Origin of the sequence: Pseudoalteromonas sp. 0802 (genome assembly GCF_013350085.1) — a bacterium.
GTDB lineage: Bacteria > Pseudomonadota > Gammaproteobacteria > Enterobacterales > Alteromonadaceae > Pseudoalteromonas.
Genome location: NZ_JABVXE010000022.1, coordinates 21,765 through 46,987 on the forward strand (window position 1 = coordinate 21,765; position 25,223 = coordinate 46,987).

General features: G+C 41.7%; 30 protein-coding genes, 4 tRNA genes and 1 pseudogene. 23 read left to right on the forward strand and 12 right to left on the reverse strand.

Annotated elements, in window-relative coordinates; all coding sequences use genetic code 11:
* The first annotated feature begins 14 nt into the window (after positions 1-14).
* Together HUS61_RS18870 and HUS61_RS18875 are read left to right on the forward strand one after the other, a co-directional pair.
* Positions 15-227, forward strand: a complete 213-nt coding sequence (locus HUS61_RS18870; protein ID WP_054554498.1) for a hypothetical protein — start codon at positions 15-17, stop codon at positions 225-227.
* Positions 228-246: 19 nt separating this feature from the next.
* Complete coding sequence (locus tag HUS61_RS18875; RefSeq protein WP_175083392.1) at positions 247-852, forward strand: hypothetical protein; 606 nt, start codon at positions 247-249, stop codon at positions 850-852.
* Between the two features lie 71 nt (positions 853-923).
* Here HUS61_RS18875 and HUS61_RS18880 read toward each other — a convergent pair whose 3' ends face one another.
* Complete coding sequence (locus HUS61_RS18880; RefSeq protein WP_175078864.1) at positions 924-1,955, reverse strand: cytosolic protein; 1,032 nt, start codon at positions 1,953-1,955, stop codon at positions 924-926.
* A 79-nt stretch (positions 1,956-2,034) separates the two neighbouring features.
* Positions 2,035-2,496 (reverse strand): EVE domain-containing protein, encoded by a 462-nt coding sequence (locus tag HUS61_RS18885; protein WP_175083393.1) that lies wholly within the window; start codon positions 2,494-2,496, stop codon positions 2,035-2,037.
* Between the two features lie 79 nt (positions 2,497-2,575).
* Here HUS61_RS18885 and tesB point away from each other — a divergent pair, with 79 nt between their 5' ends.
* Positions 2,576-3,433, forward strand: coding sequence for an acyl-CoA thioesterase II (gene tesB / locus HUS61_RS18890; RefSeq protein ID WP_054552365.1), 858 nt, complete (start codon positions 2,576-2,578; stop codon positions 3,431-3,433).
* On the opposite strand, the gene plsB is transcribed toward tesB, so the two are convergent.
* Positions 3,430-5,880: a glycerol-3-phosphate 1-O-acyltransferase PlsB gene (gene plsB / locus HUS61_RS18895; RefSeq protein ID WP_175083394.1), complete on the reverse strand. Its 2,451-nt coding sequence runs from the start codon at positions 5,878-5,880 to the stop codon at positions 3,430-3,432. The genes tesB and plsB overlap by 4 nt on opposite strands.
* 431 nt (positions 5,881-6,311) lie before the next feature.
* Here plsB and rpsJ point away from each other — a divergent pair, with 431 nt between their 5' ends.
* From rpsJ to rpsQ, 11 genes are read left to right on the forward strand one after another with little or no spacing between them, the layout of a single operon-like run.
* Positions 6,312-6,623 (forward strand): 30S ribosomal protein S10, encoded by a 312-nt coding sequence (gene rpsJ, locus HUS61_RS18900; RefSeq protein ID WP_002957900.1) that lies wholly within the window; start codon positions 6,312-6,314, stop codon positions 6,621-6,623.
* Positions 6,624-6,650: 27 nt separating this feature from the next.
* Positions 6,651-7,286: a 50S ribosomal protein L3 gene (rplC, locus tag HUS61_RS18905; RefSeq protein WP_036974218.1), complete on the forward strand. Its 636-nt coding sequence runs from the start codon at positions 6,651-6,653 to the stop codon at positions 7,284-7,286.
* A 17-nt stretch (positions 7,287-7,303) separates the two neighbouring features.
* The gene (gene rplD / locus HUS61_RS18910; RefSeq protein WP_054552367.1) at positions 7,304-7,909 is read left to right on the forward strand and encodes a 50S ribosomal protein L4; all 606 of its coding nucleotides are present in this window, start codon (positions 7,304-7,306) and stop codon (positions 7,907-7,909) included.
* Complete coding sequence (gene rplW, locus HUS61_RS18915) at positions 7,906-8,208, forward strand: 50S ribosomal protein L23 (protein ID WP_054552368.1); 303 nt, start codon at positions 7,906-7,908, stop codon at positions 8,206-8,208. Before rplD ends, rplW begins: the two co-directional genes overlap by 4 nt.
* Before the next feature lie 17 nt (positions 8,209-8,225).
* On the forward strand, positions 8,226-9,050 hold the full coding sequence (rplB, locus tag HUS61_RS18920) for a 50S ribosomal protein L2 (RefSeq protein WP_058583716.1): 825 nt from the start codon (positions 8,226-8,228) through the stop codon (positions 9,048-9,050).
* A gap of 16 nt (positions 9,051-9,066) precedes the next feature.
* Complete coding sequence (gene rpsS / locus HUS61_RS18925) at positions 9,067-9,345, forward strand: 30S ribosomal protein S19 (RefSeq protein WP_010376377.1); 279 nt, start codon at positions 9,067-9,069, stop codon at positions 9,343-9,345.
* Between the two features lie 14 nt (positions 9,346-9,359).
* A complete protein-coding gene (rplV, locus tag HUS61_RS18930) occupies positions 9,360-9,692 on the forward strand; it encodes a 50S ribosomal protein L22 (RefSeq protein ID WP_004588690.1) in 333 nt (110 codons plus the stop codon).
* An 11-nt stretch (positions 9,693-9,703) separates the two neighbouring features.
* Positions 9,704-10,405, forward strand: coding sequence for a 30S ribosomal protein S3 (rpsC, locus tag HUS61_RS18935; RefSeq protein WP_054552370.1), 702 nt, complete (start codon positions 9,704-9,706; stop codon positions 10,403-10,405).
* Between the two features lie 12 nt (positions 10,406-10,417).
* Positions 10,418-10,831 carry a 50S ribosomal protein L16 gene (gene rplP / locus HUS61_RS18940; RefSeq protein ID WP_036974208.1) on the forward strand — a complete coding sequence of 138 codons (414 nt, stop codon included), beginning with the start codon at positions 10,418-10,420 and terminating at the stop codon, positions 10,829-10,831.
* Complete coding sequence (rpmC, locus tag HUS61_RS18945) at positions 10,831-11,022, forward strand: 50S ribosomal protein L29 (RefSeq protein ID WP_054552371.1); 192 nt, start codon at positions 10,831-10,833, stop codon at positions 11,020-11,022. The genes rplP and rpmC overlap by 1 nt, the downstream gene beginning before the upstream one ends.
* Complete coding sequence (gene rpsQ / locus HUS61_RS18950; protein WP_054552372.1) at positions 11,022-11,279, forward strand: 30S ribosomal protein S17; 258 nt, start codon at positions 11,022-11,024, stop codon at positions 11,277-11,279. Before rpmC ends, rpsQ begins: the two co-directional genes overlap by 1 nt.
* A 178-nt stretch (positions 11,280-11,457) precedes the next feature.
* Here the strand turns inward: rpsQ and HUS61_RS18955 are convergent, their stop codons facing one another.
* The 8 genes from HUS61_RS18955 to HUS61_RS18990 form a co-directional block, all read right to left on the reverse strand.
* Positions 11,458-12,342, reverse strand: a complete 885-nt coding sequence (locus tag HUS61_RS18955) for a hypothetical protein (protein ID WP_175083395.1) — start codon at positions 12,340-12,342, stop codon at positions 11,458-11,460.
* Between the two features lie 129 nt (positions 12,343-12,471).
* Positions 12,472-13,665: a dipeptidase gene (locus HUS61_RS18960; RefSeq protein ID WP_054563921.1), complete on the reverse strand. Its 1,194-nt coding sequence runs from the start codon at positions 13,663-13,665 to the stop codon at positions 12,472-12,474.
* Between the two features lie 60 nt (positions 13,666-13,725).
* Positions 13,726-13,983 (reverse strand): YheU family protein, encoded by a 258-nt coding sequence (locus tag HUS61_RS18965; protein WP_054554495.1) that lies wholly within the window; start codon positions 13,981-13,983, stop codon positions 13,726-13,728.
* Positions 13,980-14,960, reverse strand: a complete 981-nt coding sequence (locus HUS61_RS18970; RefSeq protein WP_054563919.1) for a hydrolase — start codon at positions 14,958-14,960, stop codon at positions 13,980-13,982. The genes HUS61_RS18965 and HUS61_RS18970 overlap by 4 nt, the downstream gene beginning before the upstream one ends.
* 142 nt (positions 14,961-15,102) lie before the next feature.
* Complete coding sequence (locus HUS61_RS18975) at positions 15,103-15,243, reverse strand: DUF3149 domain-containing protein (protein WP_119852677.1); 141 nt, start codon at positions 15,241-15,243, stop codon at positions 15,103-15,105.
* A gap of 236 nt (positions 15,244-15,479) precedes the next feature.
* Positions 15,480-17,636, reverse strand: coding sequence for an ATP-binding protein (locus tag HUS61_RS18980; RefSeq protein ID WP_175083396.1), 2,157 nt, complete (start codon positions 17,634-17,636; stop codon positions 15,480-15,482).
* Positions 17,637-17,753: 117 nt separating this feature from the next.
* Positions 17,754-18,410 (reverse strand): response regulator transcription factor, encoded by a 657-nt coding sequence (locus HUS61_RS18985; RefSeq protein WP_054563917.1) that lies wholly within the window; start codon positions 18,408-18,410, stop codon positions 17,754-17,756.
* Positions 18,411-18,640: 230 nt separating this feature from the next.
* Positions 18,641-19,012, reverse strand: a complete 372-nt coding sequence (locus tag HUS61_RS18990) for a histidine triad nucleotide-binding protein (protein WP_054563916.1) — start codon at positions 19,010-19,012, stop codon at positions 18,641-18,643.
* 105 nt (positions 19,013-19,117) lie between these two features.
* Here HUS61_RS18990 and HUS61_RS18995 point away from each other — a divergent pair, with 105 nt between their 5' ends.
* Positions 19,118-19,747: a DUF2057 domain-containing protein gene (locus HUS61_RS18995; protein ID WP_055199355.1), complete on the forward strand. Its 630-nt coding sequence runs from the start codon at positions 19,118-19,120 to the stop codon at positions 19,745-19,747.
* A gap of 52 nt (positions 19,748-19,799) precedes the next feature.
* Here the strand turns inward: HUS61_RS18995 and HUS61_RS19000 are convergent, their stop codons facing one another.
* Positions 19,800-21,644: a M1 family metallopeptidase gene (locus tag HUS61_RS19000; protein WP_175083397.1), complete on the reverse strand. Its 1,845-nt coding sequence runs from the start codon at positions 21,642-21,644 to the stop codon at positions 19,800-19,802.
* Positions 21,645-21,789: 145 nt separating this feature from the next.
* On the opposite strand from HUS61_RS19000, the gene murB reads away from it, so the two are divergent.
* The 8 genes and pseudogenes from murB to HUS61_RS19040 all read left to right on the forward strand — a co-directional run.
* Complete coding sequence (gene murB, locus HUS61_RS19005) at positions 21,790-22,797, forward strand: UDP-N-acetylmuramate dehydrogenase (protein WP_175083398.1); 1,008 nt, start codon at positions 21,790-21,792, stop codon at positions 22,795-22,797.
* Entirely contained in the window at positions 22,797-23,789 is a 993-nt protein-coding gene (gene birA / locus HUS61_RS19010; RefSeq protein WP_175083399.1) for a bifunctional biotin--[acetyl-CoA-carboxylase] ligase/biotin operon repressor BirA, read from the forward strand. The genes murB and birA overlap by 1 nt, the downstream gene beginning before the upstream one ends.
* Complete coding sequence (locus HUS61_RS19015) at positions 23,786-24,484, forward strand: type III pantothenate kinase (protein WP_175083400.1); 699 nt, start codon at positions 23,786-23,788, stop codon at positions 24,482-24,484. The genes birA and HUS61_RS19015 overlap by 4 nt, the downstream gene beginning before the upstream one ends.
* Positions 24,485-24,601: 117 nt before the next feature.
* Positions 24,602-24,677, forward strand: a tRNA-Thr gene (locus HUS61_RS19020).
* 40 nt (positions 24,678-24,717) lie between these two features.
* Positions 24,718-24,802 (forward strand) — tRNA-Tyr (locus HUS61_RS19025).
* A 44-nt stretch (positions 24,803-24,846) separates the two neighbouring features.
* Positions 24,847-24,921, forward strand: a tRNA-Gly gene (locus tag HUS61_RS19030).
* A gap of 13 nt (positions 24,922-24,934) precedes the next feature.
* A tRNA-Thr gene (locus HUS61_RS19035) sits at positions 24,935-25,010 on the forward strand.
* A gap of 136 nt (positions 25,011-25,146) precedes the next feature.
* Positions 25,147-25,223, forward strand: a pseudogene (locus HUS61_RS19040) (elongation factor Tu); the annotation flags it as partial.

The window sequence follows — 25,223 nt, forward strand, 5'->3', positions numbered from 1 at the left end:
GCGAATTGGTATTTATGAACGAAGTTGTGTTTTTAATTATTGTACTCAGTGCCTACATTTTACCTGTGGTCATTGTGCTAAATAGTAAACGCACACAGGGCCACGAAAAGAATGCTTGGTTAATCGGCATCATCTTCTTTTCGTGGTTAGCTTTAGTAATGTACTTAACAATCATCCCAAAACATGGACGGGTCAAAAAGCACCGTAAAGTTAAACCTAAGAGCTAGTATTTAATAAGGAATTGTATTGTCAAAAAAACAGCACTTATTTATCGCGCTAACCTTATTATTTGCAGGTGCTTTATCGACAAGCCTAATAAGTAAACCTTTAATTGAAATTATTAATTTTATTTCCGCCCTTGGGGGAGGCATTAGCGGTGTCTGTGCACTATATGCTTTATTTATTTGGCGAAAGCAGATCAATTACTCAAAGAAGCTAGAGGTTTTAGAGGCTTTAGAAAAAGTTCATATTACTTGCGGGAGTCTCACATCTATTGGCAATGATGTTTATTCACTCCTTTATAGTTCTAATAATATAGAAAATGGTGAAACTAAAAAATATTACGCTAAGTTAAGTAGCTTGTATTTTGATAAGGTTGAAACTCTCAAAATGTTGAACGTAGAGTTTTTGACAAAAGCTCGTATGTTGGAAGTCATTATGAAAAGTAATGAACTTCGTACCTTGAAAAATGATGTAGTTTCTTCTACTAATCAGTACATAAACTTTAAACTCCCTATTGATTTGAAAAGAGAAAATAGTGTTTTTTTACTGATAAATGAGTTAACGCATAGTCTTAGCAACCGCAACAATGAAGTGTGTGCAAATTATAGAAATTATATAACTCCACAGTAAAATTTTGAGTTTACATATATAAGTGCTGTTTATATTTTGTGTGATCTGACGGCTGACGGCCTACTGCTGTATCACTTCAACTGTTTTAGTTTATGATCTATCACAGGATCATCGGGTGAGAGTTGCTGCGCTACTTCTAAGACCTTTATTGCATCGTTTGGGTGCTCATCTTGATGCTTGATTGCAACATCAATCAGCGGTTGCACATCAATCGCATCTTTTTGCTCTTGCATATGCTCAGCTTTTTCTTCAGCTAAAATTGTATGCGCGGTGCTCAGTAAGGCTAAACGATGTGGCGAACTCTTGTTTGCCTTATTTAGACGACGATAATAGTCTTCTTTAAAGCGCAGCGTTTTGGTTTGCTGGCGGAATTGGGCTACATCAACTTGCTGGTGGCTAATAAAATCAACAGCAACATCTTTATAAAAGCCAAACTTATTTAAATATGTTGCATGAACACTATGGCCCATACCAAACACGCGTAAGTGGGTTAGTTGTGGGTAACGTTTAGCATGAGCTCGGTCGATACGATTCGTTGGGTCGTAAATAATATAACCCTTTGCATGGCCTAAATCTAAATCGTGGTAGTCACCGTTCCAATCAAATTTTTGCGCGATGTCGGTACTTGAACGATCATCCCATGGCGCTTTTTCTTTATTTTTTGTGCTAACTGGGTGAAAGAGTAAAACCTTGTCTAGCTTTAATAGATTGGCAAAGGCGCCAACGGCAAAGCCTCCTCGACTCAATCCATAACCTAACCGCTCTTTGAACCCGCCAATCAGTGGTGCTAGCTGTTCAATAAAAAACAACAGGTTACGGTGCCTAAACCAGTTGCTAATGCCTAAATGTTGAAAGGCGATGATATTCACATCTTGCTTTTTCGCGAGCTTATAAGCCCAAGGCGAAAAATCATCAGTGATATCATGTTCTTGATAATTTGTTCCAGCAGGAGAGAAGGTAATTAGCAGGGGCTTATTGGCATCAATGATATGGTATTTCACATAAACATCACCGAGCAAATCACCACCAGTCATAGGCACAAGGCTTTGTTGCTCATCGCGTGGCAGGTTGGTCCATTCCTCTAACCAATACAATAATTTCATACATCCCCCACGCTACCTCTAAAATAAAGGTGCAAAATTATAGCAAAAATAGCAGCTAATTAAAAATGGCCGCATATGCTTATCGCTCGCTCATTGCGATGATCTGTTGCCAGTCATGTTCGGTGACAGGCATTACTGACAATCGGCCGCCTTTTTTAAGAGCGATTTCGGTAATTGACTCATTGGCTTTAATCGCCTGCAGGCTAACTAGTTTTTTAAGGTGTGCTTGATATTGCACATCGACTACAAACCAGCGCGGGTTATCAGCAGTGGCTTTAGCATCGTAGTAATCGCTATTTAAATCAAACTGTGTTGGGTCGGCATAAGCTTCGCGAGTCACCGTAGCGATACCTGCAACACCCACTTGTTTACAACTTGAATGATAAATCATTACCAAGTCACCATGCTTGATACCATCGCGAAGAAAGTTGCGGGCTTGATAATTACGCACGCCATCCCACATAGAGGTTTGCTCAGGTGCGTTTTTTAGATCATCAATTGAAAATGCATCGGGTTCGGTTTTAAAAAGCCAATAAGCCATAATGAGGTGCTCTTACAAAGATTTACTTCCAATTAGTCTATAGTATCATTAAACGCTTGTCGGGATTGAGGATAAATAAATGAGCCAAGTATTAGATGACCTACTGTCATTAATGTCGTTAGAAGAGATTGAGCAAGGCTTGTATCGCGGGCAAAGCCAAGATTTAGGATTTAGAGCTGTATTCGGTGGTCAAGTAATGGGCCAAGCTCTATCTGCCGCAAAAGAAACATTACCACAAGGGCGTATTGTTCACTCTTTACACTCTTACTTTTTGCGCCCAGGTGATGCTGCAAAGCCGATTGTCTATGATGTAGAAAATATCCGTGATGGTAAAAGTTTTAGTACTCGCCGTGTAAAAGCAATTCAATATGGTAAGCCGATTTTTTACATGACAGCTTCTTTCCAAGGTGAAGAAGAGGGCTTATCACATCAAGCGCAGATGCCTGATGTACCACAGCCTGAAGAATTAAAGTCATCGCTTGAATTTTACCAAGCAAATGCAGAACTTATTCCTGAACCAATTCGAAATAAGTTCATCCGAGAAGTACCAATTGAAATGCGTCCTGTGACCTTTCATAACCCATTCAAACCACAAGTGATGGAGCCCGTTAAGCATATTTGGTTTAAAGCTAATGGTGAGATGCCTGACGATCAGCGTATTCATAATTACTTACTTGCGTACGCATCTGACTTTGAATTTTTACCAACTGCATTACAGCCGCACGGGGTATCGTTTATGCAGCCGAATATGCAGGTTGCAACAATTGACCATGCAATGTGGTTTCACCGCCCGTTTAGACTAGACGATTGGATTTTATATTCGATTGATAGCCCAAGTGCGAGCTCTGGTCGTGGTTTGGTGCGAGGTCAGTTCTTTGACCGTCAAGGCAATTTAGTTGCCTCAACGATCCAAGAAGGGGTCATGCGTCAGCGTTAATTTTTTGTGTGCTGAGCTTGGCTTTGCACTATATCGTCAATTGACTGCCAGACCCGTGCTGGCAGCAATGCTTTAAGGTATAAATACACTTCACATAGCTCATTGCTACCCGTTAAGCCTTGCTCTGTTTCGGTAATTAGCTTTTGCTCTCGCAAGCTTGAAATAAAACCAATAAGTACTTTTTTGTCGAAGAACTCTGGGGTTTTAATGCCGTGCAAGGTACCTAAGCGCTCTGCTAACACTTGGCTTTCGTGTTCAAGTTCTTCACGCTCAATACCACTGCTAGTTTGAATAAAACCAACCACGATAGCGTAGCGTTGTAGTGTTAAACTTAAGGCGCGACCGAGCATTTCGAGTTTCGCTAAACAGTCGTTGCTGTTTGTGATCTTGATATTATCGCCATCAATTTCAATCAGGTCTTGATCAACGAAGCTTGCGAGTACGCGAGTAATGTAGTTTTCATCTAACTCATGCAAAAACCACTCTTTGGCAAACAGTGGGTAAAAACGTGCGATCAAGGCTTGGCAATCAGCCATGGTAGTTTGATGTGCTTTGAATAAATGCAGCGCCAATAAGCTCGGTACTGCAAATAAGTGCAACACGTTATTACGGTAGTAGTTGAATAGTGTTTTTTCTTTATCGTTAATCGCGATAATTTCGCCAAACTCATCACTGATCACATCAAACTTATTAAGTTTTAGTGCATGCTCTAGCAGCTGCTCGGCGCTTTCGTCTGGTGTGGTCACCTTTTCGCTGTAGCTTGCGCTTCGCTGTAAATGTAAATAAAACTCAAGCTGAGCAATCAGCTTAGGTTTACTTAACGCGTGTTTATCATTTACCAGTAATATCATCGCAAGTAGATTCACTGCATTGAGTGCAGCGGCGCTATTAATATTAACCATTACCTTATCAGCGAGGTTAGCGACTTGTGGTCCAAGCCATTGTGGTTTCTGAACATCAGTTGGGTGAATCGACTCTCGCCAATCAGGTTGTTGATCATTGAGATATTGGTTTATCGATATAGGGTCGCCAAAGTTTAAATAACCACGACCATAGTTTTTAAGGTTTTTAATTGCCTTAAAGATACCTAATACCGACTCACCTTTTTTATCGTTACCGGCAAGCTCTTTTAAGTAAGTATTAATTTCCATTACGTGCTCATAACCAATGTATACAGGCACAATTGAAATAGGGCGGTCTATGCCACGTAACATAGCTTGTAATGTCATGGCGAGCATACCTGTTTTTGGCGGTAACAAGCGACCAGTACGGCTACGACCACCTTCAGTGTAAAACTTTACTGAATAGCCTTTGATAAATAACTGGCTCAGGTACTCTTTAAATACTGACGAATACAGTTTATTGCCCGCGAATGAGCGGCGAATAAAGAAAGCACCACTGCGACGGAAAATTCCCCCTGCCGGGAAGAAATTTAAGTTGATACCCGCAGCGATATGCGGCGGAACTAAGCCTAAGTGGTAAATAGAATAGGTCAGCAATAAGTAATCCATATGCGATCGGTGACATGGCATATAGATAATTTCGTGGCCTTTATCTGTAAGCTCATGCACTTGCTCAGAAAACTTAATATCAATCCCGTTATAAAGCTTATTCCACAGCCAAGTTAAAATACGGTCTGCAACACGAATGGTGGCATCGCTATAATTGGCAGCAATCTCATCAAGTAGCTTCAGCGCATTTTGGCGAGCTTGCTCTTGGCTGATGTTTTTTTCTTTCGCTTCTATTTGAATTGCTTTTTTTATTGTTGGTGAGGCAAGTAGCGAATTAAATAACTGCTCACGTGATGGCATTTTCGGGCCTGTCGCTGCCAATTTTTGGCGACGAAAGTGTACGCGGGCTACACGTAAAAGCTTATGTGGTAGTTCATCAACCTCAGCTTTTTCATTGACCAATAAAGATAAATCGAGTGGCTGACTAAAGCGAATAAAGTTATCGCGCCCAGAAAATAGCAACACAAAGAATTTACGAAACCAGCTGGGTGTTAATGAATGAGACACCAAAGTACCTAAACCAGGCTTTTCTTTACCAGGATTACGACCCCATAAAATCGTCACCGGGATCACTTGGACGTTTTTCTCACCTGATTGCATCAGGTGGTCAATAATTTGTTTGCCTTGCTGCAGGGCATTGCTTGGTTTGCTTTTATTACCAAATAGCGGTGGTGGGTTTTGAATACCGATAAAGCGATCAAGTTCTGCATTACCTAATAACTGCTCTTCGGTCGGGTTAGGTAAGCCGTATTTTTTACATACCCTCGCCAGTGCCGCTAAATCAGAGCGTGCATTTAGCCTAACAATATAAAAAGTAGGGTTGGCTGGGTTTAGGTTGTATTGTTCAATCGGATTTTCTGGCAGCACCTTACTTTTTACAAACAAGCGGTTCATACCGGCAGAAATGAAATTTAAACAACGATTAATGATACGCATCAACTCACCAAAGTTATTAGTAGATATTAAATAGACCGAGTCTGGTCAAAAATAAGCGACATAGAATAACAATTATTAACTGGACTGACCATTTAAAAGCGATTTTCTAGCCTCTTTACTCGCACAAGTATAATTTAAAGACGCTAATGTTATTGATAAAGTTCGAAAATTAAACAAAATTTAATTTAGACCTTTGAGATTTTCAAAATAGTTGTTGCATTTATCACCAATCTATCTATAATACGCAGGCTTTCAAAATTCCCTCGGGAACTTGGAAGGAAAGATTAAGCTTGGATTTCAAGCTAATAAACAGGAATTCCGATTTGGAATTCATCGTAGATATAAGAAAGCAGCCGACATCTTAGTTATTAAGATTGTTTCGGTCGTTTTTTTATGCTCTTTTTAAATGCTCTTTATATTGAGGTTTAAGAATGTCAAATCAACGCATTCGTATTCGCCTAAAAGCTTTTGACCACCGTTTGATTGACCAATCAACGGCGGAAATCGTGGAAACTGCGAAACGCACTGGCGCACAAGTACGTGGTCCAATCCCACTACCTACACGCTTTGAACGTTTTACTGTACTAACTTCACCGCACGTTAACAAAGACGCGCGTGATCAGTACGAAATCCGCACCCATAAACGTCTGATCGACATCGTAGAACCAACTGACAAGACTGTTGACGCTCTAATGCGTTTAGATCTTGCTGCTGGTGTTGATGTTCAAATCAGCCTGGGTTAATCGGAAGATTAGAGAGGTTTTAGGAAAATGGCATTAGGTCTAGTCGGTCGTAAAGTGGGTATGACACGTATCTTCACTGAAGATGGTGTATCTATCCCTGTGACAGTTATCGAAGCGACACCTAACCGCATTGCTCAGATCAAATCTGAAGCAACTGACGGTTATAACGCGCTTCAAGTAACCGCAGGCACTAAAAAAGCAAGCCGTGTAAACAAAGCAGCAGCGGGTCACTTCGCTAAAGCTGGTGTTGAAGCGGGTCGCGGTCTGTGGGAATTCCGCCTAAATGGTGGTGAAGGCGATTTTGAAGTAGGCGCTGAGCTTACTGTTGAATTATTCAACGAAATCAACAAAGTTGACGTAACCGGTACTTCTAAAGGTAAAGGTTTCCAAGGTGGTGTTAAGCGCTGGAACTTCAGCATGCAAGACGCTACTCACGGTAACTCTCTATCTCACCGTGCTCCTGGTTCAATCGGTCAAAACCAATCACCTGGTAAGGTGTTTAAAGGTAAGAAAATGGCCGGTCACATGGGTGCTGAGCGTGTAACGACTCAAAACTTAGAACTAGTTCGCGTTGACGCTGAGCGTAACTTGCTTTTAGTTAAAGGTGCAGTACCTGGCGCTATCGGCGGTGACGTTATCGTTAAACCAGCTGTTAAAGCATAAGTCCTGGAGATTTAGTGATGGAATTAGCAATTAAAGACGCTTCTGGCGCTCTTGAAGTTTCTGAAGCTACTTTTGGACGTGAGTTTAACGAAGCATTAGTACACCAAGTAGTTGTTGCTTACGCAGCAGGTGCTCGTCAAGGTACTCGTGCTCAGAAGACACGTTCTGAAGTTAGCGGTGGTGGTAAAAAACCATGGTCTCAAAAAGGTACTGGCCGTGCACGTGCTGGTACAATTCGTAGCCCAATTTGGCGTTCAGGTGGCGTTAGCTTCGCAGCTAAACCACAAGATCACAGCCAAAAAGTAAACCGTAAAATGTACCGCGGTGCGATCAAAAGCATCTTATCTGAATTAGTTCGTCAAGAGCGTTTAATCGTTGTTGAGCAGTTTGGTCTTGAAGCACCAAAAACTAAAGAACTAGTTTCTAAGCTTAAAGAACTTGAGCTTAAAGATGTTCTAATCGTGACTGAAGAAGTAGATGAGAATCTTTTCTTATCGGCACGTAACCTATACAAGGTTGACACGCGTGATGTAGCTGGTATCGATCCTGTAAGCCTAATCGCTTTCGATAAGGTACTTATTACAGCTGCTGCTGTTAAGCAACTTGAGGAGGCGCTAGCATGATCCGTGAAGAACGTCTTTTAAAAGTGATCCTTGCTCCACACATCTCTGAAAAAAGCACTATCGCTGCTGAAGAGAACAACACGATTGTTTTCAAAGTAGCTTCTGATGCAACTAAAGCTGAAATCAAAGCTGCAGCAGAAAAGCTTTTTGAAGTAGAAGTAACTGGTGTTCGCACACTAAACGTTAAGGGTAAAACAAAACGTACTGGCATGCGTTTCGGTCGTCGTTCAGACTGGAAGAAAGCTTACGTTACTCTTAAAGAAGGTAGCGAGCTAGACTTTGTCGGCGGCGCCGAGTAATAAGGGGAGTTAGAATTATGGCACTTCAAAAGTGTAAACCAACTTCTGCGGGTCGTCGTCACCTGGTTAAAGTGGTTAACCCAGATCTACATAAGGGTAAACCTTACGCACCACTACTAGAGAAAAACTCTAAGTCTGGTGGTCGTAATAACAAAGGTCGTATCACGGTTCGTCACATCGGTGGTGGTCATAAGCATCATTACCGTGTAATCGACTTTAAACGCACTAAAGATGGCATTCCAGCTGTTGTTGAGCGTCTAGAGTATGATCCAAACCGTAGCGCAAACATCGCTCTTGTATTATATGCAGACGGTGAGCGTCGTTACATTATTGCACCTAAAGGCTTAAAAGCTGGTGATTCAATCCAATCTGGTATTGATGCACCAATCAAAGCTGGTAACACGTTACCAATGCGTAACATGCCTGTAGGTTCGACTGTTCACAACGTAGAATTAAAACCAGGTAAAGGCGCGCAAATCGCACGTTCTGCTGGTGCATACGTTCAAATCCTTGCTCGTGAAGGTCAATACGTAACTCTACGTCTTCGTTCTGGCGAAGTTCGTAAAGTTCCAGCTGACTGTCGCGCAACACTTGGTGAAGTAGGCAACTCTGAGCATATGCTTCGTTCACTAGGTAAAGCTGGTGCAAATCGCTGGCGTGGTATCCGTCCGACAGTTCGTGGTGTTGCCATGAACCCGGTAGATCACCCGCACGGTGGTGGTGAAGGTCGTACATCTGGTGGTCGTCATCCTGTGTCTCCATGGGGTAAGCCGACTAAAGGTGCTAAGACACGTAAGAACAAGCGTACTGATAAATTTATCGTACGTCGTCGTACTAAATAATAGTTGAGGAATAGCCATGCCACGTTCTCTCAAGAAAGGTCCTTTTATTGACCTACACTTGCTGAAGAAGGTAGAGAAAGCGTTGGAAAGCGGTGACAAGAAGCCAATTAAAACTTGGAGCCGTCGTTCAATGATCATACCTAACATGATCGGATTGACCATCGCTGTCCATAATGGTCGTCAGCACGTTCCTGTGTTCATCACAGACGAAATGATCGGTCACAAACTAGGTGAATTTGCACCAACTCGTACTTACCGCGGTCACGCTGCGGATAAGAAAGCGAAGAAACGTTAAGAGGGGAATGATAAATGCAAGCATTAGCTAAACATAAATTCGCCTCTGGTTCGGCGCAAAAAGCACGTCTAGTTGCAGATCAGATCCGCGGACTTCCGGTTGATCGCGCTCTAGAAATCCTGGCGTACAGCCCTAAAAAAGCGGCTGTATTAGTTAAAAAAGTACTTGAGTCTGCTATTGCTAACGCAGAGCATAACGAAGGTGCTGACATTGATGAGCTTCGTGTAACTACGATCTTTGTGGACGATGGTCCAACAATGAAGCGTATTATGCCACGTGCTAAAGGACGCGCAGACCGCATCCTTAAGCGTACAAGCCACATCACTGTTGTGGTTTCAGATAGCTAGGAGTATAAGTAATGGGACAAAAAGTTCATCCTACTGGTATTCGCCTAGGTATCTCTAAACCTTGGGTTTCTACCTGGTACGCGAATTCAAAAGATTTCTCTGATCAGCTTTTTGGCGATCACAAAGTACGTACTTTCCTTACTAAGGAATTAAAAGCGGCTTCTGTGTCTAAAATCGTTATCGAGCGTCCAGCTAAATCTATCCGTGTAACAATTCACACAGCTCGTCCTGGTGTTGTTATCGGTAAAAAAGGCGAAGACGTTGAAAAACTACGTCAAGCAGTAACTAAGATTGCAGGTGTTCCGGCTCAGATTAATATCGCTGAAGTTCGTAAGCCTGAACTTGATGCACAACTAGTAGCTGACGGTATTGCGTCACAGCTAGAGCGTCGTGTTATGTTCCGTCGCGCTATGAAGCGTTCGGTACAAAATGCAATGCGCATTGGTGCAAAGGGTATCAAAGTTGAAGTTAGCGGTCGTCTTGGCGGTGCTGAGATCGCACGTTCAGAATGGTATCGTGAAGGTCGTGTACCTCTACATACTCTTCGTGCTGATATCGACTACGCAACTTCTGAAGCCTTAACCACTTATGGTATCATTGGTGTTAAAGTTTGGATCTTCAAAGGCGAAGTTATTGGTGGTTTACCACTAGTACAAGAGCAAGAGAAGCCAGCTAAACGCGCGCCAAAGAAAGCCAAAAAAAGTGCTAAGTAGAGGTAGCGAGTAATGTTACAGCCAAAACGTACAAAATTCCGTAAAATGCACAAAGGCCGCAACCGCGGTTTAGCGCAAAACGGTAACAAAGTAAGCTTCGGTACTTTCGGTTTGAAAGCTACTGGCCGTGGCCGTATGACTGCTCGTCAAATCGAAGCAGCTCGTCGTGCTATGACACGTCACGTAAAGCGTCAAGGTAAAATCTGGATTCGTGTATTCCCAGATAAGCCAATTACGAACAAACCATTAGAAGTTCGTATGGGTAAAGGTAAAGGTTCTGTTGAATATTGGGTTGCTGAAATTCAACCTGGTAAAGTACTTTACGAAATGGAAGGTGTTTCTGAAGAGCTTGCTCGTGAAGCATTTAACCTTGCAGCGCGTAAATTACCATTCACAACAACTTTCGTAACTCGGACGGTGATGTAATGAAAGCTAGCGAACTAAAAGACAAAAGCGTAGAAGAGCTAAATGCTGAACTTCTAGGACTTCTTCGTGAGCAGTTCAACCTGCGCATGCAAGCAAGCACTGGTCAGTTAGCTCAGACACACACGCTAAGAACAGTACGTCGCGATATCGCGCGTGTAAAAACAGTTATTAACCAGAAGGCAGGTCAATAATGAGCGATAAAATCCGTACTCTTCAAGGCCGTGTAATCAGCGACAAGATGGATAAATCTTTCACTGTTGCTATCGCACGTTACGTGAAGCATCCAGTATATGGTAAATTCATCAAACGTACGACTAAACTACACGTACATGACGAAAACAACACAGCTCAAACTGGTGACGTAGTTACTATTTCTGAGTGTGCTCCTATTTCTAAGACTAAGTCTTGGACTTTAGTAGACGTTGTTGAGCGTCCAAAGAAAGCTTAATTTTTAATTAAGTTTCCTTACTAAAAAGCCCCGGCATCTGCTGGGGCTTTTTGTTATAAAAAATAGCTGGAAGCTTTCAGCTGTCAGACGTCAGATTAGATCGAGAAGGGGCTTTCATTTCAGTGTAAGAAAAGTTACTTCAGGTTAAACTGGATTTAGTTTGTCCTAGCACCTTCAATCATTTCCCCAGCGCTTTATCTATTTCTTCTCTTAACCGTGGGCCTTTTAGGTTTTCAGCCATGATTTCGGCAACTTTTGCATTACTGCTATTTTCAAGAGTGGTAATTCGTTCTGCTAAATCACTGGCATAACTATTATTGCCGTCTCTTGTGGCACGAAAAAATTGGCCGATGAGGGCTGTGGCAGAAATATTGCGAACATAATCATTATCGTCAGTTTGTAACAGTTTTTGAAAATGCTCAGCGAGCTTAGGTGAGACGTTATTTTGGCGAGATAAATTCTCTAAAGTACTGACACGAATCTTAGGATCATTAGTGTATTCGCTAATGCTTATCATGGCATCGATTACTGCATTTGCTTGGCTGTCGTCCAAGTCGCGTCTGAGCATGCTGAGGGTCATTTTTAGTTGCCCGTAGGCAGCTAAGCGCTCATTTTCGGACTTACTCAAATTGAGTAAGGTGGCAAGAGCTTCATTTATTGAGCTGTCGGCATATTGTGGGTCTGCTTTGATGCGTTCGCGGTAGTCATCAGGTAAATTACTTAGCCAGCCAAGCGCCGGATTTCTTTTTTCGATTTCGACTCGTCGCTCTTTTTCTTGCTGTTCCATTGCTTGTTTAACTAATGAGGCAAGTCGCTCAGGATCAATTGTAGGCGCTTTATTTTCAAGCTCGTGAATGCGTGTTTCGAGATCTAAAATATAGCCATGTAAGGCGACTAGATTTTCTCTGTCTTGCTCTGGAATGGCCAACTCTTTTAAGTTAGGTTTTGCTTGCTGAATAACTACAGGCTTGTCAGTCGGGTTTGATGTTGTATAGCTATAAATTGATAAGCCAAGTGCAATGCTTGCAAATGCCAGCGCAGTATTCCCTTGCCAAGTCGACATATCACATCATCCAAGTTGCTTTGTAATATCAGCAGATTAAAACAAGCTATTTGTATTATCAAATACTTATGATGATAAAAATAAAAAGCGCAGCTAGTTAGCTGCGCTTTTAAATAGAGTTTATGCCGATTAATGGGCTTTTGCGTATGCTTCAGCTTGTTGCCATACACGTAGCATATTGCCACTTAAAATCTTTTTGATGTCTTTATCACTATAACCACGGTCCATTAGACCTTGCACAAGGTTAGGATAGCTAGATACATCTTTTAAGCCAGTAGGTAGAGAGTCGCCTACACCATCGTAATCTGAGCCAATCCCCACATAATCGATACCAATTAGCTCAACTACATGGTCAATGTGATCAAGTACTTGTTCTAAGCTAGCAAATGGAAACGGGTTTTTAGCGCGATAAGCAGCATCAAAATCTTTGCTTAGCTTAGTACCGTCTTTTTTCTTTTCAGCCTTTGCTGATTTAAGTTGATCGTACCAAGAGCCTGCTTTTGCTGTAACAAAGCTTGAACCGAAGTTAATTTGAATAACACCACCATTCTTTTTAAGAGCTAACAGCATGTCGTCATTCATATTACGCTCAAAGCCAGGAGTGTATTTACGCAGTGACGAGTGTGAAGCAATCACGGGTACTTTCGATATTTCCATCACTTGGTAAAACGCATCATCAGAAATATGCGATACATCAACCAGCATACCAATGTTGTTCATTTCTTTTACTAGCTCTTTACCGAATGGGCTAAGGCCTTTCCACTTACGACGAATATCATAAGATGAATCAGAAATGTGGTTACTCTGCGAGTGAGCTAGCGTGATGTAACGTACGCCACGCTCATAAAAGTGCTTAAGGTTTTTAATGTCGCCTTCGATAGGTGAGCCGTTTTCCATGCCCATAGCAATCGACATTTTACCTTGTTTAAACTGCTCTTTAATATCGGCAGTTGAGTCAGCAATAGCGAATTTACTTGGTGCGCGTTGCACAATCGCTTCCATAGAATCGATTAGCTGATTTGCTAATTGATAGCTTTTACCTTTGCCTTCAAATTCTAGGTTTGCAGGAATGTAAATTGACATGAAAGGAGCGTTCAAACCACCTTGCACAGCACGCGGATAATCAAAATCACCGTCGCTTGTCGCTTTGGTTACGTCAGCCCACTTGTTATGAATACGGTAAGGCACATCGATATGGGTATCGATTAAAATAGTGTCTTTTGCTAGTTTAATGGCTTTATCTGATGCAGTAACCTGATCTGCATTTGCTTGACCAATTAAGGCCAAAGAAACTGCGGCAACCAGTGAGCTTAGTTTTTTCATTTTTTAATGGCTCTTTAAGTTAAAAAGCCATTGTGAAGGGTTACAGTGTAACTTACAAGTTTAGTCGTTGAACGACGCTTGGTACTCTGGGTCAGCTTGTAGAGCAATGAATTCAGCTTTAGATATAATCGTAACTGACTCATGTAACTCAGAAAAAAACACCATGGCTTCACCATTTTTAAGCTGTTGATGAACCTGCGCTACTTTGCTTTCAATGCTAAATTCTTGTTCGCCGTAATCAGTGCCCTCACGTAAAACATAACTTTCGATTAAATTATACAGAGTCTCTTTATCGAGGCGTTCGTGGGGAATGATCATAACTGCTCTTTTTTAACTAATTGTTGAAAATACTCAGGCACAATTCGTTCAAGCCAATATTCGGGCTTAAAAGGGTTTTTACCGCTAATAAATCCGACATGGCCCCCTTGTTCTGAGATGCGCAGCGTAACATGTTCACTCACATCTAAGCTATCTGGCACGGCTTTTATTGATAACATCGGGTCATCTTTGGCGTGCACAATCAGCGTAGGTGTTGCAATGCTTTTTAAAAATGGTTTTGCACTCGCTTGCTGATAGTAATCTTCAGCACCGGCAAAGCCATGCAATGGTGCCGTGAGCATATTATCGAATTGCCATAAATCATCAATCGCCATGAGCTTTTCTGGCGTTAGGCTAATTTGCTGTTCGATTTGTGGTAGCTTTCTTTGCATCGACTTTTTCATACGGTCGAGTAAATACTTTTGATAAATCTTACCTAAGCTTTTACGAATAACTTCGCAAGATGATGACAAGTCAAATGGTGCAGACACAACGGCTGCGCCAGTTAAGTTTGATTTAGTACCTTGCTCACCTAAATACTTTGCCAGTACATTACCACCTAACGAAAAGCCCACGGCAAATAACGGGCGTTTTGGAAACTTGCTCTTCAGGTGGTTGATGAAAAAGCGCAGGTCTTCTGTTTCGCCGCTGTGATAAGCACGTGCCAAACGGTTAACTTCGCGAGAGCAGTTTCGAAAATGCATTAATACCACCGCAAAGCCTTGCTGCTTAAGCTTTTTCATCATGCCTTTAGCATAAAAGCTGTTTATATTGCCTTCTAAACCATGCAATACAATAGCGAGGGGTGCTTGCTCGTTATGAGGTGTTGCCCAAGCCAGTTCTAAAAAGTCGCCATCTGGAGTATCGATTGTCGATAAGTCGTAGCGGGTATTATGAAAAGGGCGAAAAAAGCGCGGCATTATGGTTTGTAAATGGCGATTGCGCATCCACCACGCAGGCTTAAACTCAGGTAACATAGCTGACACTTTCGAAACAAAATAAGCGCCTATTGTAGCAAGTTTTTGCTTTTTGAGAACCGCTACAAGATTTTAGCTAGCTGCAAATAAAAAGCCCCTAAACAATAAATTGGATAGGGGCTTTGTGCGTCGTGCTTAATTCTTACTTAGGAACTTCTGCGTCGTGTATTTTCTTAATAAAGAAACCAACATAGAAAAGGCATAAAACGATAACAACTGCCAAAATGCCGAATGACATAAATAAAACTGGGTCGCTAAAAAAATCTCTGAAGAATACGTTCATGGTTGTGCCTCCTAATGTCTATGAGTTAATCATAGGCTGGCTTGAGGGCGGCTGATATGATCCAGATCAAGCTATTTTCCTGATGCTAAATAAGGCGATTCAATAGTTGATTTGGATCAAGTTTGTTAGGGGAGTTCGGAGCTTTCAGGCATGGGAGAGGGAGAATTTCTAGGCATATGACAAATGTCGCTTGCTTGAGGCTAATAGGGATTAGTCTCGCTAGGAGCTAGGAGCTCCTATGCTAACTCACTTCTAACATGCTTTAAGTAGGCTTGTAGGCTTTCTTGCCATAGGACTAATGCGTCGGTTAGTGATTCCTTTAAAGGCTTGTTGTCGAGCAGTTTACGCTCGATTTTCTTAAGCTCTAAACCATAGCGGTTAAAGCCTAGTTGTAAAGCCGTGCTGGCTTGGCGGTGCAGTAGCTTGATGCACTGCTCTTTATCGTCCTCGACGAGCTGTTGACAGCGGATCAGTTTGTTTCTGGCTGACAATACAAACTCGTTGTAAATCGATGACACTTCATCTTCACTGAATGAGCTGACAAGAGTCGCTGCGGCTGTTTCATCATAGAGTGTATCGCGCAGCTCAACAGCAATGCTTGCTGCTTGATTACTTTGTGAATCACTGAGTGCTTGACGTAGTTTTTGTTGCTTAATGGGTTTGCCAACAATGTCTTTGATACCAAGTGCTAAGTATTCTTTTATTTCATCAGGACTAAGGCTCGCGGTAAACGCTAATACCGGGGTTCGCTGGTTCAGATGGTCGATATTTTTTAGCTTTTTCAGCACTTCTTGGCCTGTTAAATCAGGCAAATTCATATCGAGTAATACCACATCAAAGTGATGTTTCTGCATTAGTTCAATGGCACTCGTACCATCTTTTGCCAGCTTAATTTTGTGCTCATCATCAGCCATAAATTCAATGGCAATTTTTTGGTTTAAGTCGAGGTCTTCAACTAATAACACGTCTAGGCCAGTAACATAATCTTTTGATTGGTGGCGCTGCTCAACAAGACTAAGCTCGCCAATGGCAAGCGGAATATCAAAGCTGAAAGTACTGCCTTTATTAAGTTCACTCTCAATATTGAGCTTGCTGCCTAACTTTTCCAGTAAACGGCTGGTGATTGCTAAGCCAAGGCCTGTACCACCTTTTTCTTTACCTGCGCTGCTTTGAACATAAGGTTCTGTTAGGTATGCAATTTCTTCATCTTCAATACCAGGCCCAGAATCTATGACGCTGATACGAACAAGGTGATCTAATTGCCCTTCATTGAGCAGTTTTACTTGGATTTTGACTGCACCTTGGTCGGTAAATTTAATCGCATTACCTACTAAGTTAATAATAACTTGTCTGAGTTTTTGTTGGTCGCAGTAATAACATGCTTGATCGGGCAAGTTGTATATAAGTTCAAACTTTAAATGTTTTTGCTCTGCTAAAGGGCTGAGTAAAAGGCACAGGTTATTGAGCCAGGTTTTAAACTCGACGTCTTCTTCGTAGAGCGCTTCATCACGCTGATCAAGGCTGGCGTAATCGAGTACTTTATCTACCAGTAAGTTTAGCGACTCAGCTGAGTTAATTATTGCTTCACAATAAGGTTTGTCACGTGGGTCACTCGACTGGTTCATGATTAACTGTGCACTACCCAAAATGCCATTTAACGGCGTACGTATTTCATGGCTGATAGTTGATAGGAATAAACCACGAATTTCTAAGTCTTTATGAGCTTTTTCAGCTAACTGATTGAGGTTTTGTTCGCGGCGTTCATTACATAATAGTGCCATACCAGTTGCATAAAACATCGGCGCAATAACACCATTAATAAATAAAGTGATACTAAACCAATCCGCTGACAATAAGCTTGCTGTTGTGACATCTCCCATCATTAAGGTTCGGCTTGTAAATATAGCCAGGATGATGCTGAGAATTAAAATGTAGACAATACTGCCATTAGGGTAACTTTTACGGCCATTTCGAATAAATAATGCCAGTAAAAACAAGGCTTCAACTATATGCTGAAGATCTGAAACTAAAATTCGACTTCGTAACTCTGTGCTATCAGTGGCAAGGTAAATCATGGTAATCGCGAGCGCCACCGTTATCGCAACAAAGGTTTTAAAGCCAACGCATTTGGCATTTAAAAATTGGCAAATCGCAAGTACATGAATAATGGAAGCACTAAAGAGTAGGGTGTTTGCGATAGCAACACTGGCAATATTATTGATATGACCATGCAGTGCAAAACTCATTACCGATGCAAACATCACTAGAGGGTAGAAAATATAGAGTAAGGTGCCCGGAGTATTATTATTGGTTCGCCATGTAAGGTAATTAAGAAGAGTCATCACTGCCATCATGGCAGCACTGGCGTAATATAAAGTGGCTGAGTCGAGCATTGTATTTCCGGTGTTTTGCAATCAGTTTGAGCATAAAGTCAATTACAGTGTTTAGCAACCAGAAACAAAAACAGACGCGGCTGCGTCTGTTTTAACTTGTAGGATGTTTTGTTTAGTTTAGCGAATTTCGTCTGGAATATTCTGCTGTGCCCAAGACAATAGCTCGATACGGTTACGACATTTAGTTTTTCTAAATGCACTATATAAGTGAGTTTTAACTGTATGTGGGCTGATGCTTAAGTCTTCAGCAATTTCTTTATTTTTCGAACCTTTACTCATTAGTGAGATAATTGCTTTTTCACGTTTAGTAAGTTTAACCGGTTCGATGTCACCATCTGTCAATTTGTGGAGTGCGTCTTTATTGAACTGCAACATACGATTTAGTGCATTACACATGATGTCGCGGCGATACCATAGTTGATCTTCAAGTAATAAACGAATGCCTTTCATTAACACATCAGCATTATCTGTTGTGTAAAACACACCACGAATACCACTTAATAGAGCACGGTTTGCAAGTTCAGGGTTTTCATCTAGGTTAAACAGCACGATATCGCATTTTAATCGTAAATTAACTAGCTGCTCTTTTAACTTGCCCCACGGATCTGTGCTTGACGTTTCAATAAATAACAAGCGTGTTCCTTCTGGTACTTCAGAGATATCAGTACCAGATGTCACTGCTAGTCCTTGTGTTTTTAACAATGGCTCTAATACGTTAATGCCAATAGTGTTAATTGGCTCTGGATCTAATAATAAAAAGGCTGAACTACTCATATATATACACTCTTGAATAAAGTTGACAGTTAAATCCTATCACGCAATCCACCCCTTTCGTATTAGAAATTTCTGAGAGTTGTGCAGGAAAAGTACAGTTTGTGTCTGTTTTGTGTCAAAAATTACAGTTAGTTAACTAATCGCAATATGTTAACTAACTGATATATATTTATTATAGCCAAAAATAATATGTTTGTGCTACTTTTTACATTTGTTTACATATTAAAGTATTAGATTGCTGTTTTTTTCTTGTCCTGATATGGAGGCCAGCCCATTTCTTTACCTGCTAACATGTGTAGGTGTATATGGTACACAGTTTGTCCGCCGTGGTCATTACAGTTCATTACGACGCGAAATCCGTCTTCACTAAAGCCAAATTGTTTAGCGAGTTTTGCAGCAACTACATATAAGTGACCGACTAAAGCTGAGTTTTCTTCCGTAACATCATTAATCGTCGCTATTGGCGTTTTTGGGATGATCAGCACATGAAATGGGGCTTGTGGGTTAATATCTTTAAAAGCTAAAGATAGATCGTCCTCATAAACAATATCAGCTGGGATCTCTCGGTTAATAATCTTTGTAAAAATAGTCTCTTGGCTCATACTTAGCTCTCTTATAAATGTGGTTAAATGACCGCCCACTAATGACAAACTTTATTTGCAGTGTCAAACTGAAACTGCCGCAAGTTGAACAACCAAGGAGTGAACATGCGTAAGTTAGTATTACTGAGTAGTGCGTTAATGCTATTTAATAGTTTCAGCAGTGTAGCTGAGACTATTCACTTTCCCGAAGAGTTTGTACCCTTACAAGTTGGAGAGCGCCTAATTGAACAGTCGTTTTTCAGTCGTGTTGACGATGTTGAGCTTGCCCCTGGTACTTACCAAGTGAAGATGAAATATACCGATCTTTACGAGCAAGGTTATGATGACCATCAAGTTGTTGAGTCAGAGCCATTTTGGGTTGAGCTTACGGTAGAGAGTGGCAAAGACTATGACCTAGTGTTTAATCGTGCCAGTAATGCTGTTGCGGCAGAAGTGTTTGCTGAATCACCGCAAGTGAGCTTAAAAGCCAAGGGCAGTGAACTTGCTGTGCCGCTATCGATAGTGAGCTATCGTGCAGCTAGCGCGCCTGTACAAGCTGTAGCCAGTGCCCCAGTTGCTGCTACAAGTACAAGCAACAAGCCTGCGACTGCAATCCCTGTCACATTGCCTGCAAAAGTACCCGGCGGACAAGCGGGTTTGAAAAATACGCCAAGTGCGGCTGCGATGCTTGAGTTTTGGTGGCAACAAGCAAGCCCTGAAGAGCGCCGTGCGTTCTTACAAAAAGTAAGTAACTAATAAAATAATTAAAAAAGGCGCTGATTGCAGCGCCTTTTTTGTGTTTGATGACTTACTTTGCAAATAAGTCGTCAACAGTACCTTGTGCAAGTGGGTGGTAACCCGGACGTGCTTTTAAGTACACATCATGCGCCCAGTCTTTTTTACCGTTTTTAATAAGTGCTTTATAGAGTGGCACAATTAATTTACGACGACCGATGCCTGATAGGTGTTCATCAAGCGCTGGGTAAATTGGTTGATAACCATTACCTACCGCTAGCATAAACCATGCGAAAGCACGCTCTGCATTAGTTGACTGTGTTAGGTTGAATTGATTATCAAGCTCAGTCATTTTTTCGATGCTTAAATCGCGAGGTAGGTTATTCAAAAAGTGTAGCCACTCGTGAACTGACCAATCCGCTGTTGGTAACTGGGCTGCACTGATCTCACCGTTTAACCATGTTTTGGTTACAGCATCAACTTTATCGAAGGCATCAGACGTTGGGTTAGGAGCATCGCTTGGTAAACCAGGTTCAAAGATCCACTCATTAACTTTATCCATGCTCACAACGCCTGGATATTTTTCGATCAAGTTAGCTTTTAAGTAAGTAACAAATTGCGCTGTTGTAAGAGACTTAAACGCAAATTGGTCAAAGTAAGCTTTTACGAATGGGTCAAACTTATCACGACCAAATTTGTTTTCTAAATAAATTAAGAAAAGTTGACCTTTAGTGTAAGGCACCGAGCTAAATGCATCATCAGGATCGCGGCCATTAAGTTTTAAGTTAAGACGCGTATCTGGTGCTGGCAGAGTTTTAAGTAATGCACGTAAGCCGGCTGCATCAAGCGCTTGCTCCATAACTGCACGGTCACGGCCAAACACTTCTTCCATAATGCGGTTTTCAACGTAAGACGTGAAACCTTCGTTTAGCCATAAGTCTTCCCAAGTCGCATTGGTTACTAAGTTACCAGACCAAGAGTGAGCAAGCTCGTGAGCAATTAGGTTTACTAAGCTTTTATCGCCAGCAACAACCGTTGGTGTGATGAATGATAAACGTGGGTTTTCCATGCCACCAAATGGGAAGCTTGGCGGTAGCATTAATAAGTCATAACGACCCCATGCGTATTCGCCATACATCGCGTTAGTTTTATCGATCATCGCTTGTGTGTCGTTAAACTCAGCAACTGATGCATCTAAAATTGTTGGCTCAGCAAAGATACCCGTTTGCTTAGACATGGCTTTAAATTCTAAATTACCTGCACCAATTGCGATTAAGTATGGCGAAATTGGTTGTGGCATATTAAATAGATAATCGCCATCTTTATAAAGTGCATCTTTGTTATCAGCACTCATTACCGCACGAATGTCTTTAGGAGTGTGAATACGTGCCGAGTAGGTTACGCGCATTGCTGGCGTATCTTGTACTGGGATCCAACTACGAGCATGAATTGCTTGTGATTGGCTGTACATAAATGGGTGTGATTTACTGGCTGTTTGCTCTGGCGTTAACCACTGTAAACCTGAAGCTTCTGGGCGGCTGTTGTAGTAAATACGTGCTTTAACCGCTTGGCTTTTAAATTTAATTGTTAATTTTGAGCCCTTCACGTCATCACGTGCAGCAAGGGTGAAGTCAGCTTTGTGCCAGCTGCCTTTTTGATCTTGATACATTACTTTGTCGATATCTAAATCGCGAGTATCAAGCACCAGTGTTTTGCTTGTTGCATTGTGCCAATCTAGCGTGTGCTCAACAAAACCTTCTAGTTGTTTGTCATCAAAATCAACATCTAAATCTAGTAGTAGGTGAGTGGTTGTTACGTCATCTAAGTTTGCGTAAGTGTGCTGGCTGATTGCATCTGCAGTTGCTTGAGAGCAAGCACCGGCCATAGCAAGACTTAAAAGTAATGGTTTAAACTTCATAATAACCCTGGAACGGAAATGAAAAAGAGCCCGTTTTATAACATGATTAGTGCAGTGGGTTGAGTGATTTTTACAATCTAATGCGTATTTTGCGACGATAGGTTACACTAATGCGATTAGTTACCGGTAACCTTTGAGGCGTTTTGTGGCTCAGTCCCTGCAATCTTTTCATACCTTTTCTTTGCCAAGCCAATGCCAGCATTTTTATCAAATTGATGAAGTGAATCAGCTTTTAAGCACAGACTTTTCTGGGCCATTTTGTATTTTAGGTGAAGGCAGTAATACGGTGTTTTTATCTGACTACCAAGGTTCTGTGATCCACATGAATACGAAGGGCATAGATATAGAGCAGCAAAGCGATGGCTTTTTATTGCACATTGCAGCCGGAGAAAACTGGCACCAATTAGTTGCTATGACTATTGCTAATGACATGCCTGGGCTTGAAAACCTTGCTTTAATACCTGGGACTGTTGGTGCTGCACCAGTGCAAAATATAGGTGCTTACGGTGTAGAGCTTGAAAAGTTTATGAGTTATGTCGAATACTTTGATATTGCCACCAAAACCATAAAGCGCTTAACTAAAGGCGAATGCCAATTTGGCTATCGTGACTCTATCTTCAAGCATGCACTGAAGAATAAAGCTGTAATCACCCAAGTAGGGTTACTGCTACCTAAAAAATGGCAGCCATTACTGAGTTATGGACCATTGCAACAGCTTTCAGAACCCTCTCCACAACAGGTGTTTGAGCAAATCATCACAACCAGAAATAGCAAACTACCAAACCCCAGTGAACTTGCTAATGCGGGCAGTTTTTTCAAAAACCCAGTGATCAGTAATGAGCAACTTGCGTTACTTTTAAAACAGTACCCAGAACTACCTCATTACTTTGTGGATGCTGAGCATCATAAAGTTGCGGCGGGGTGGTTGATTGAGCAAGCTGGGTTAAAAGGCTTTAAGGTCGCAGGTATTGAAGTGCATCAGCAGCAAGCTTTAGTGCTAGTAAACCACGGTAATAGTACAGGTGATGACTTAATTGCCATGGTAAAGCATGTACAACAACAGGTTTGGCATAAATATCAGATTGCTTTACAGCATGAAGTACGCCTGATAAATGCTGAACATGAATGCCACATTGAATTGGGAGCTTCATAATGAAAGCGCCAGATGGAAATAAGCTCGCTATTCTACAAGCTCTAAATACCGGTGGTTTTATTTCTGGTCAGCAATTGGGCGAGCAGCTCGGTATTAGCCGTGCAGCAGTGGGTAAACATATTCACTCTTTGCAGGAGATGGGGCTCGATATATTTAAGGTTACGGGTAAAGGGTATTGTCTAAATAATAGTGCAGGCTTACTGAACAAAGAAAAGATCGGTCTGCATTATAATGAGTTAGGTGGCAGCACCGCTAATGTTGAAGTGCAGCCTATTATTGACTCAACCAACAGTGAGTTAATGCGCCGTTTGCAAACAGGAGTATCACTGCCATCTGGAAGCGTATTAGTTGCAGAAATGCAGCAAGCGGGAAGAGGGCGCCGTGGGCGCGTTTGGCAATCTCCGTTTGGTGCAAACTTATACTTTAGTTACTTTTGGCGTTTGGATGATGGTTTGCAAGCTGCTATGGGGGTATCTATTGCAGTTGGGCTTGCTGTTTACGATACGCTTAAAGCCTTATATCAATTAGATGTAGAGCTTAAGTGGCCAAATGATATCTACTTAAACCGTGAAAAATTAGCGGGCGTATTAGTTGAACTTGACGGCCAACCACAAGGTCCTTGTCAGCTTGTAATAGGTATAGGTATCAATTTACATATGCCAGAAAGTGTTAGCCAGCACATAGATCAAGCATGGACTGACTTAAGTCAGCATGTGCAGGGGTTAGATAAAAACAAGCTGGTGGCCTATTTATGCTTTTATTTAGAAAAACGTTTAGCTCAGTATCAGCAATCAGGTTTAAACGATATGTATCTACAGTGGAATCAATTAAATGCATTTGCTGGCGAGTGTGTTGAGCTCAATACGGGTCATCGTAGCTGGCGTGGTATTTGCGAAGGGATTGATAACCAAGGTGGCGTACGTATTCGTCAAGATGGCGAAGTGAAAAGTTATTATGGTGGTGAAATTTCATTACGTAAGGCTGAGCTATGAAACTATTAGTGGATGTTGGCAATACCGCAATTAAAGCCGTTTTATTTGATGGCAAGGATTACCAAACCTGTGAACTCAGCACTTTACCTTGGTCACAAATAACAGAGCTGGTCTATGCCTGCGTAGGTAGCACAGAGCTACTTAAACCGTTATTAGCACAGGCGCAGCAACATGCTGTTCCTTACTTTGAAGCAGAGGTGACCGCTAAACTCGCTACGTTAACTTGTGCCTATCAGCAGTTTAAAAACCTAGGAATTGATCGCTGGCTCGCTGTGATCGCTGCGTATGTAGAATATCCCGAGCAAAACTGCATTATTATCGATGCCGGTACAGCAACGACAATTGATGTGCTTAATAAAGAAGGCGCGCATCTAGGAGGCTGGATCTTACCTGGCCTTGATTTAATGACCTCATCACTTACCCAAAATACGCAACGTGTGTTTGATGATGAGCAAACTCCATTCACTACTGAGTTAGGGCGTAATACGCCAAACGGCCTAAAAAATGGTGCTATGGTTGCTACTCTCGGTGCAATCGAGCAAGCAAAACAACATCTTAACCAACAAGGTTGTCAGTTATTATTTGCTGGTGGTTATGGCAAATTGTTAGCAGACACATATATAGATGCTAAGTTTGACAGCTTGCTCGTGTTTAAAGGACTGAATTATTGGCGTGAATTAGCTATAAAGCAGTAAAAATACGGGTTTTTGCCTGAATAGTGAGCGTTTAACACATAAATTCACATTTTTTTTAATTTTATGGTTGCATCACAATAAACCTTACCTTAGAATCTCGCCCCGTACTAAAGCAGTGCCGACTTAGCTCAGTTGGTAGAGCAACTGACTTGTAATCAGTAGGTCATCCGTTCAACTCGGATAGTCGGCACCACTTTCCTTTTACCGGAAGTGACTTAGTAAAGAATTTTCGTGGAGGGGTTCCCGAGCGGCCAAAGGGATCAGACTGTAAATCTGACGGCTCAGCCTTCGCTGGTTCGAATCCAGCTCCCTCCACCACTTTATTCTTGACGGTTAGAGGTAGTTTAAGAACAGGTTCCTATGCGGGCATCGTATAATGGCTATTACCTCAGCCTTCCAAGCTGATGATGCGGGTTCGATTCCCGCTGCCCGCTCCAGACTTCTGGTGTTGCTGATATAGCTCAGTTGGTAGAGCGCACCCTTGGTAAGGGTGAGGTCGGCAGTTCAAATCTGCCTATCAGCACCAGTATCGAGAACTCATCTTAATTTCTTCCTTTATCTGTCAGAAAAAACTATTTGAAATTTGAAAAAATTAAATTAATCTACCCTCGGTGGATTATTTTCATATGTAATCTAGATACACAAAACTGATAGGTTCCGTCATGGCAAAAGAAAAGTTTGAACGCGTAAAACCGCACGTAAACGTTGGTACAATCGGCCACGTTGACCACGGTAAAAC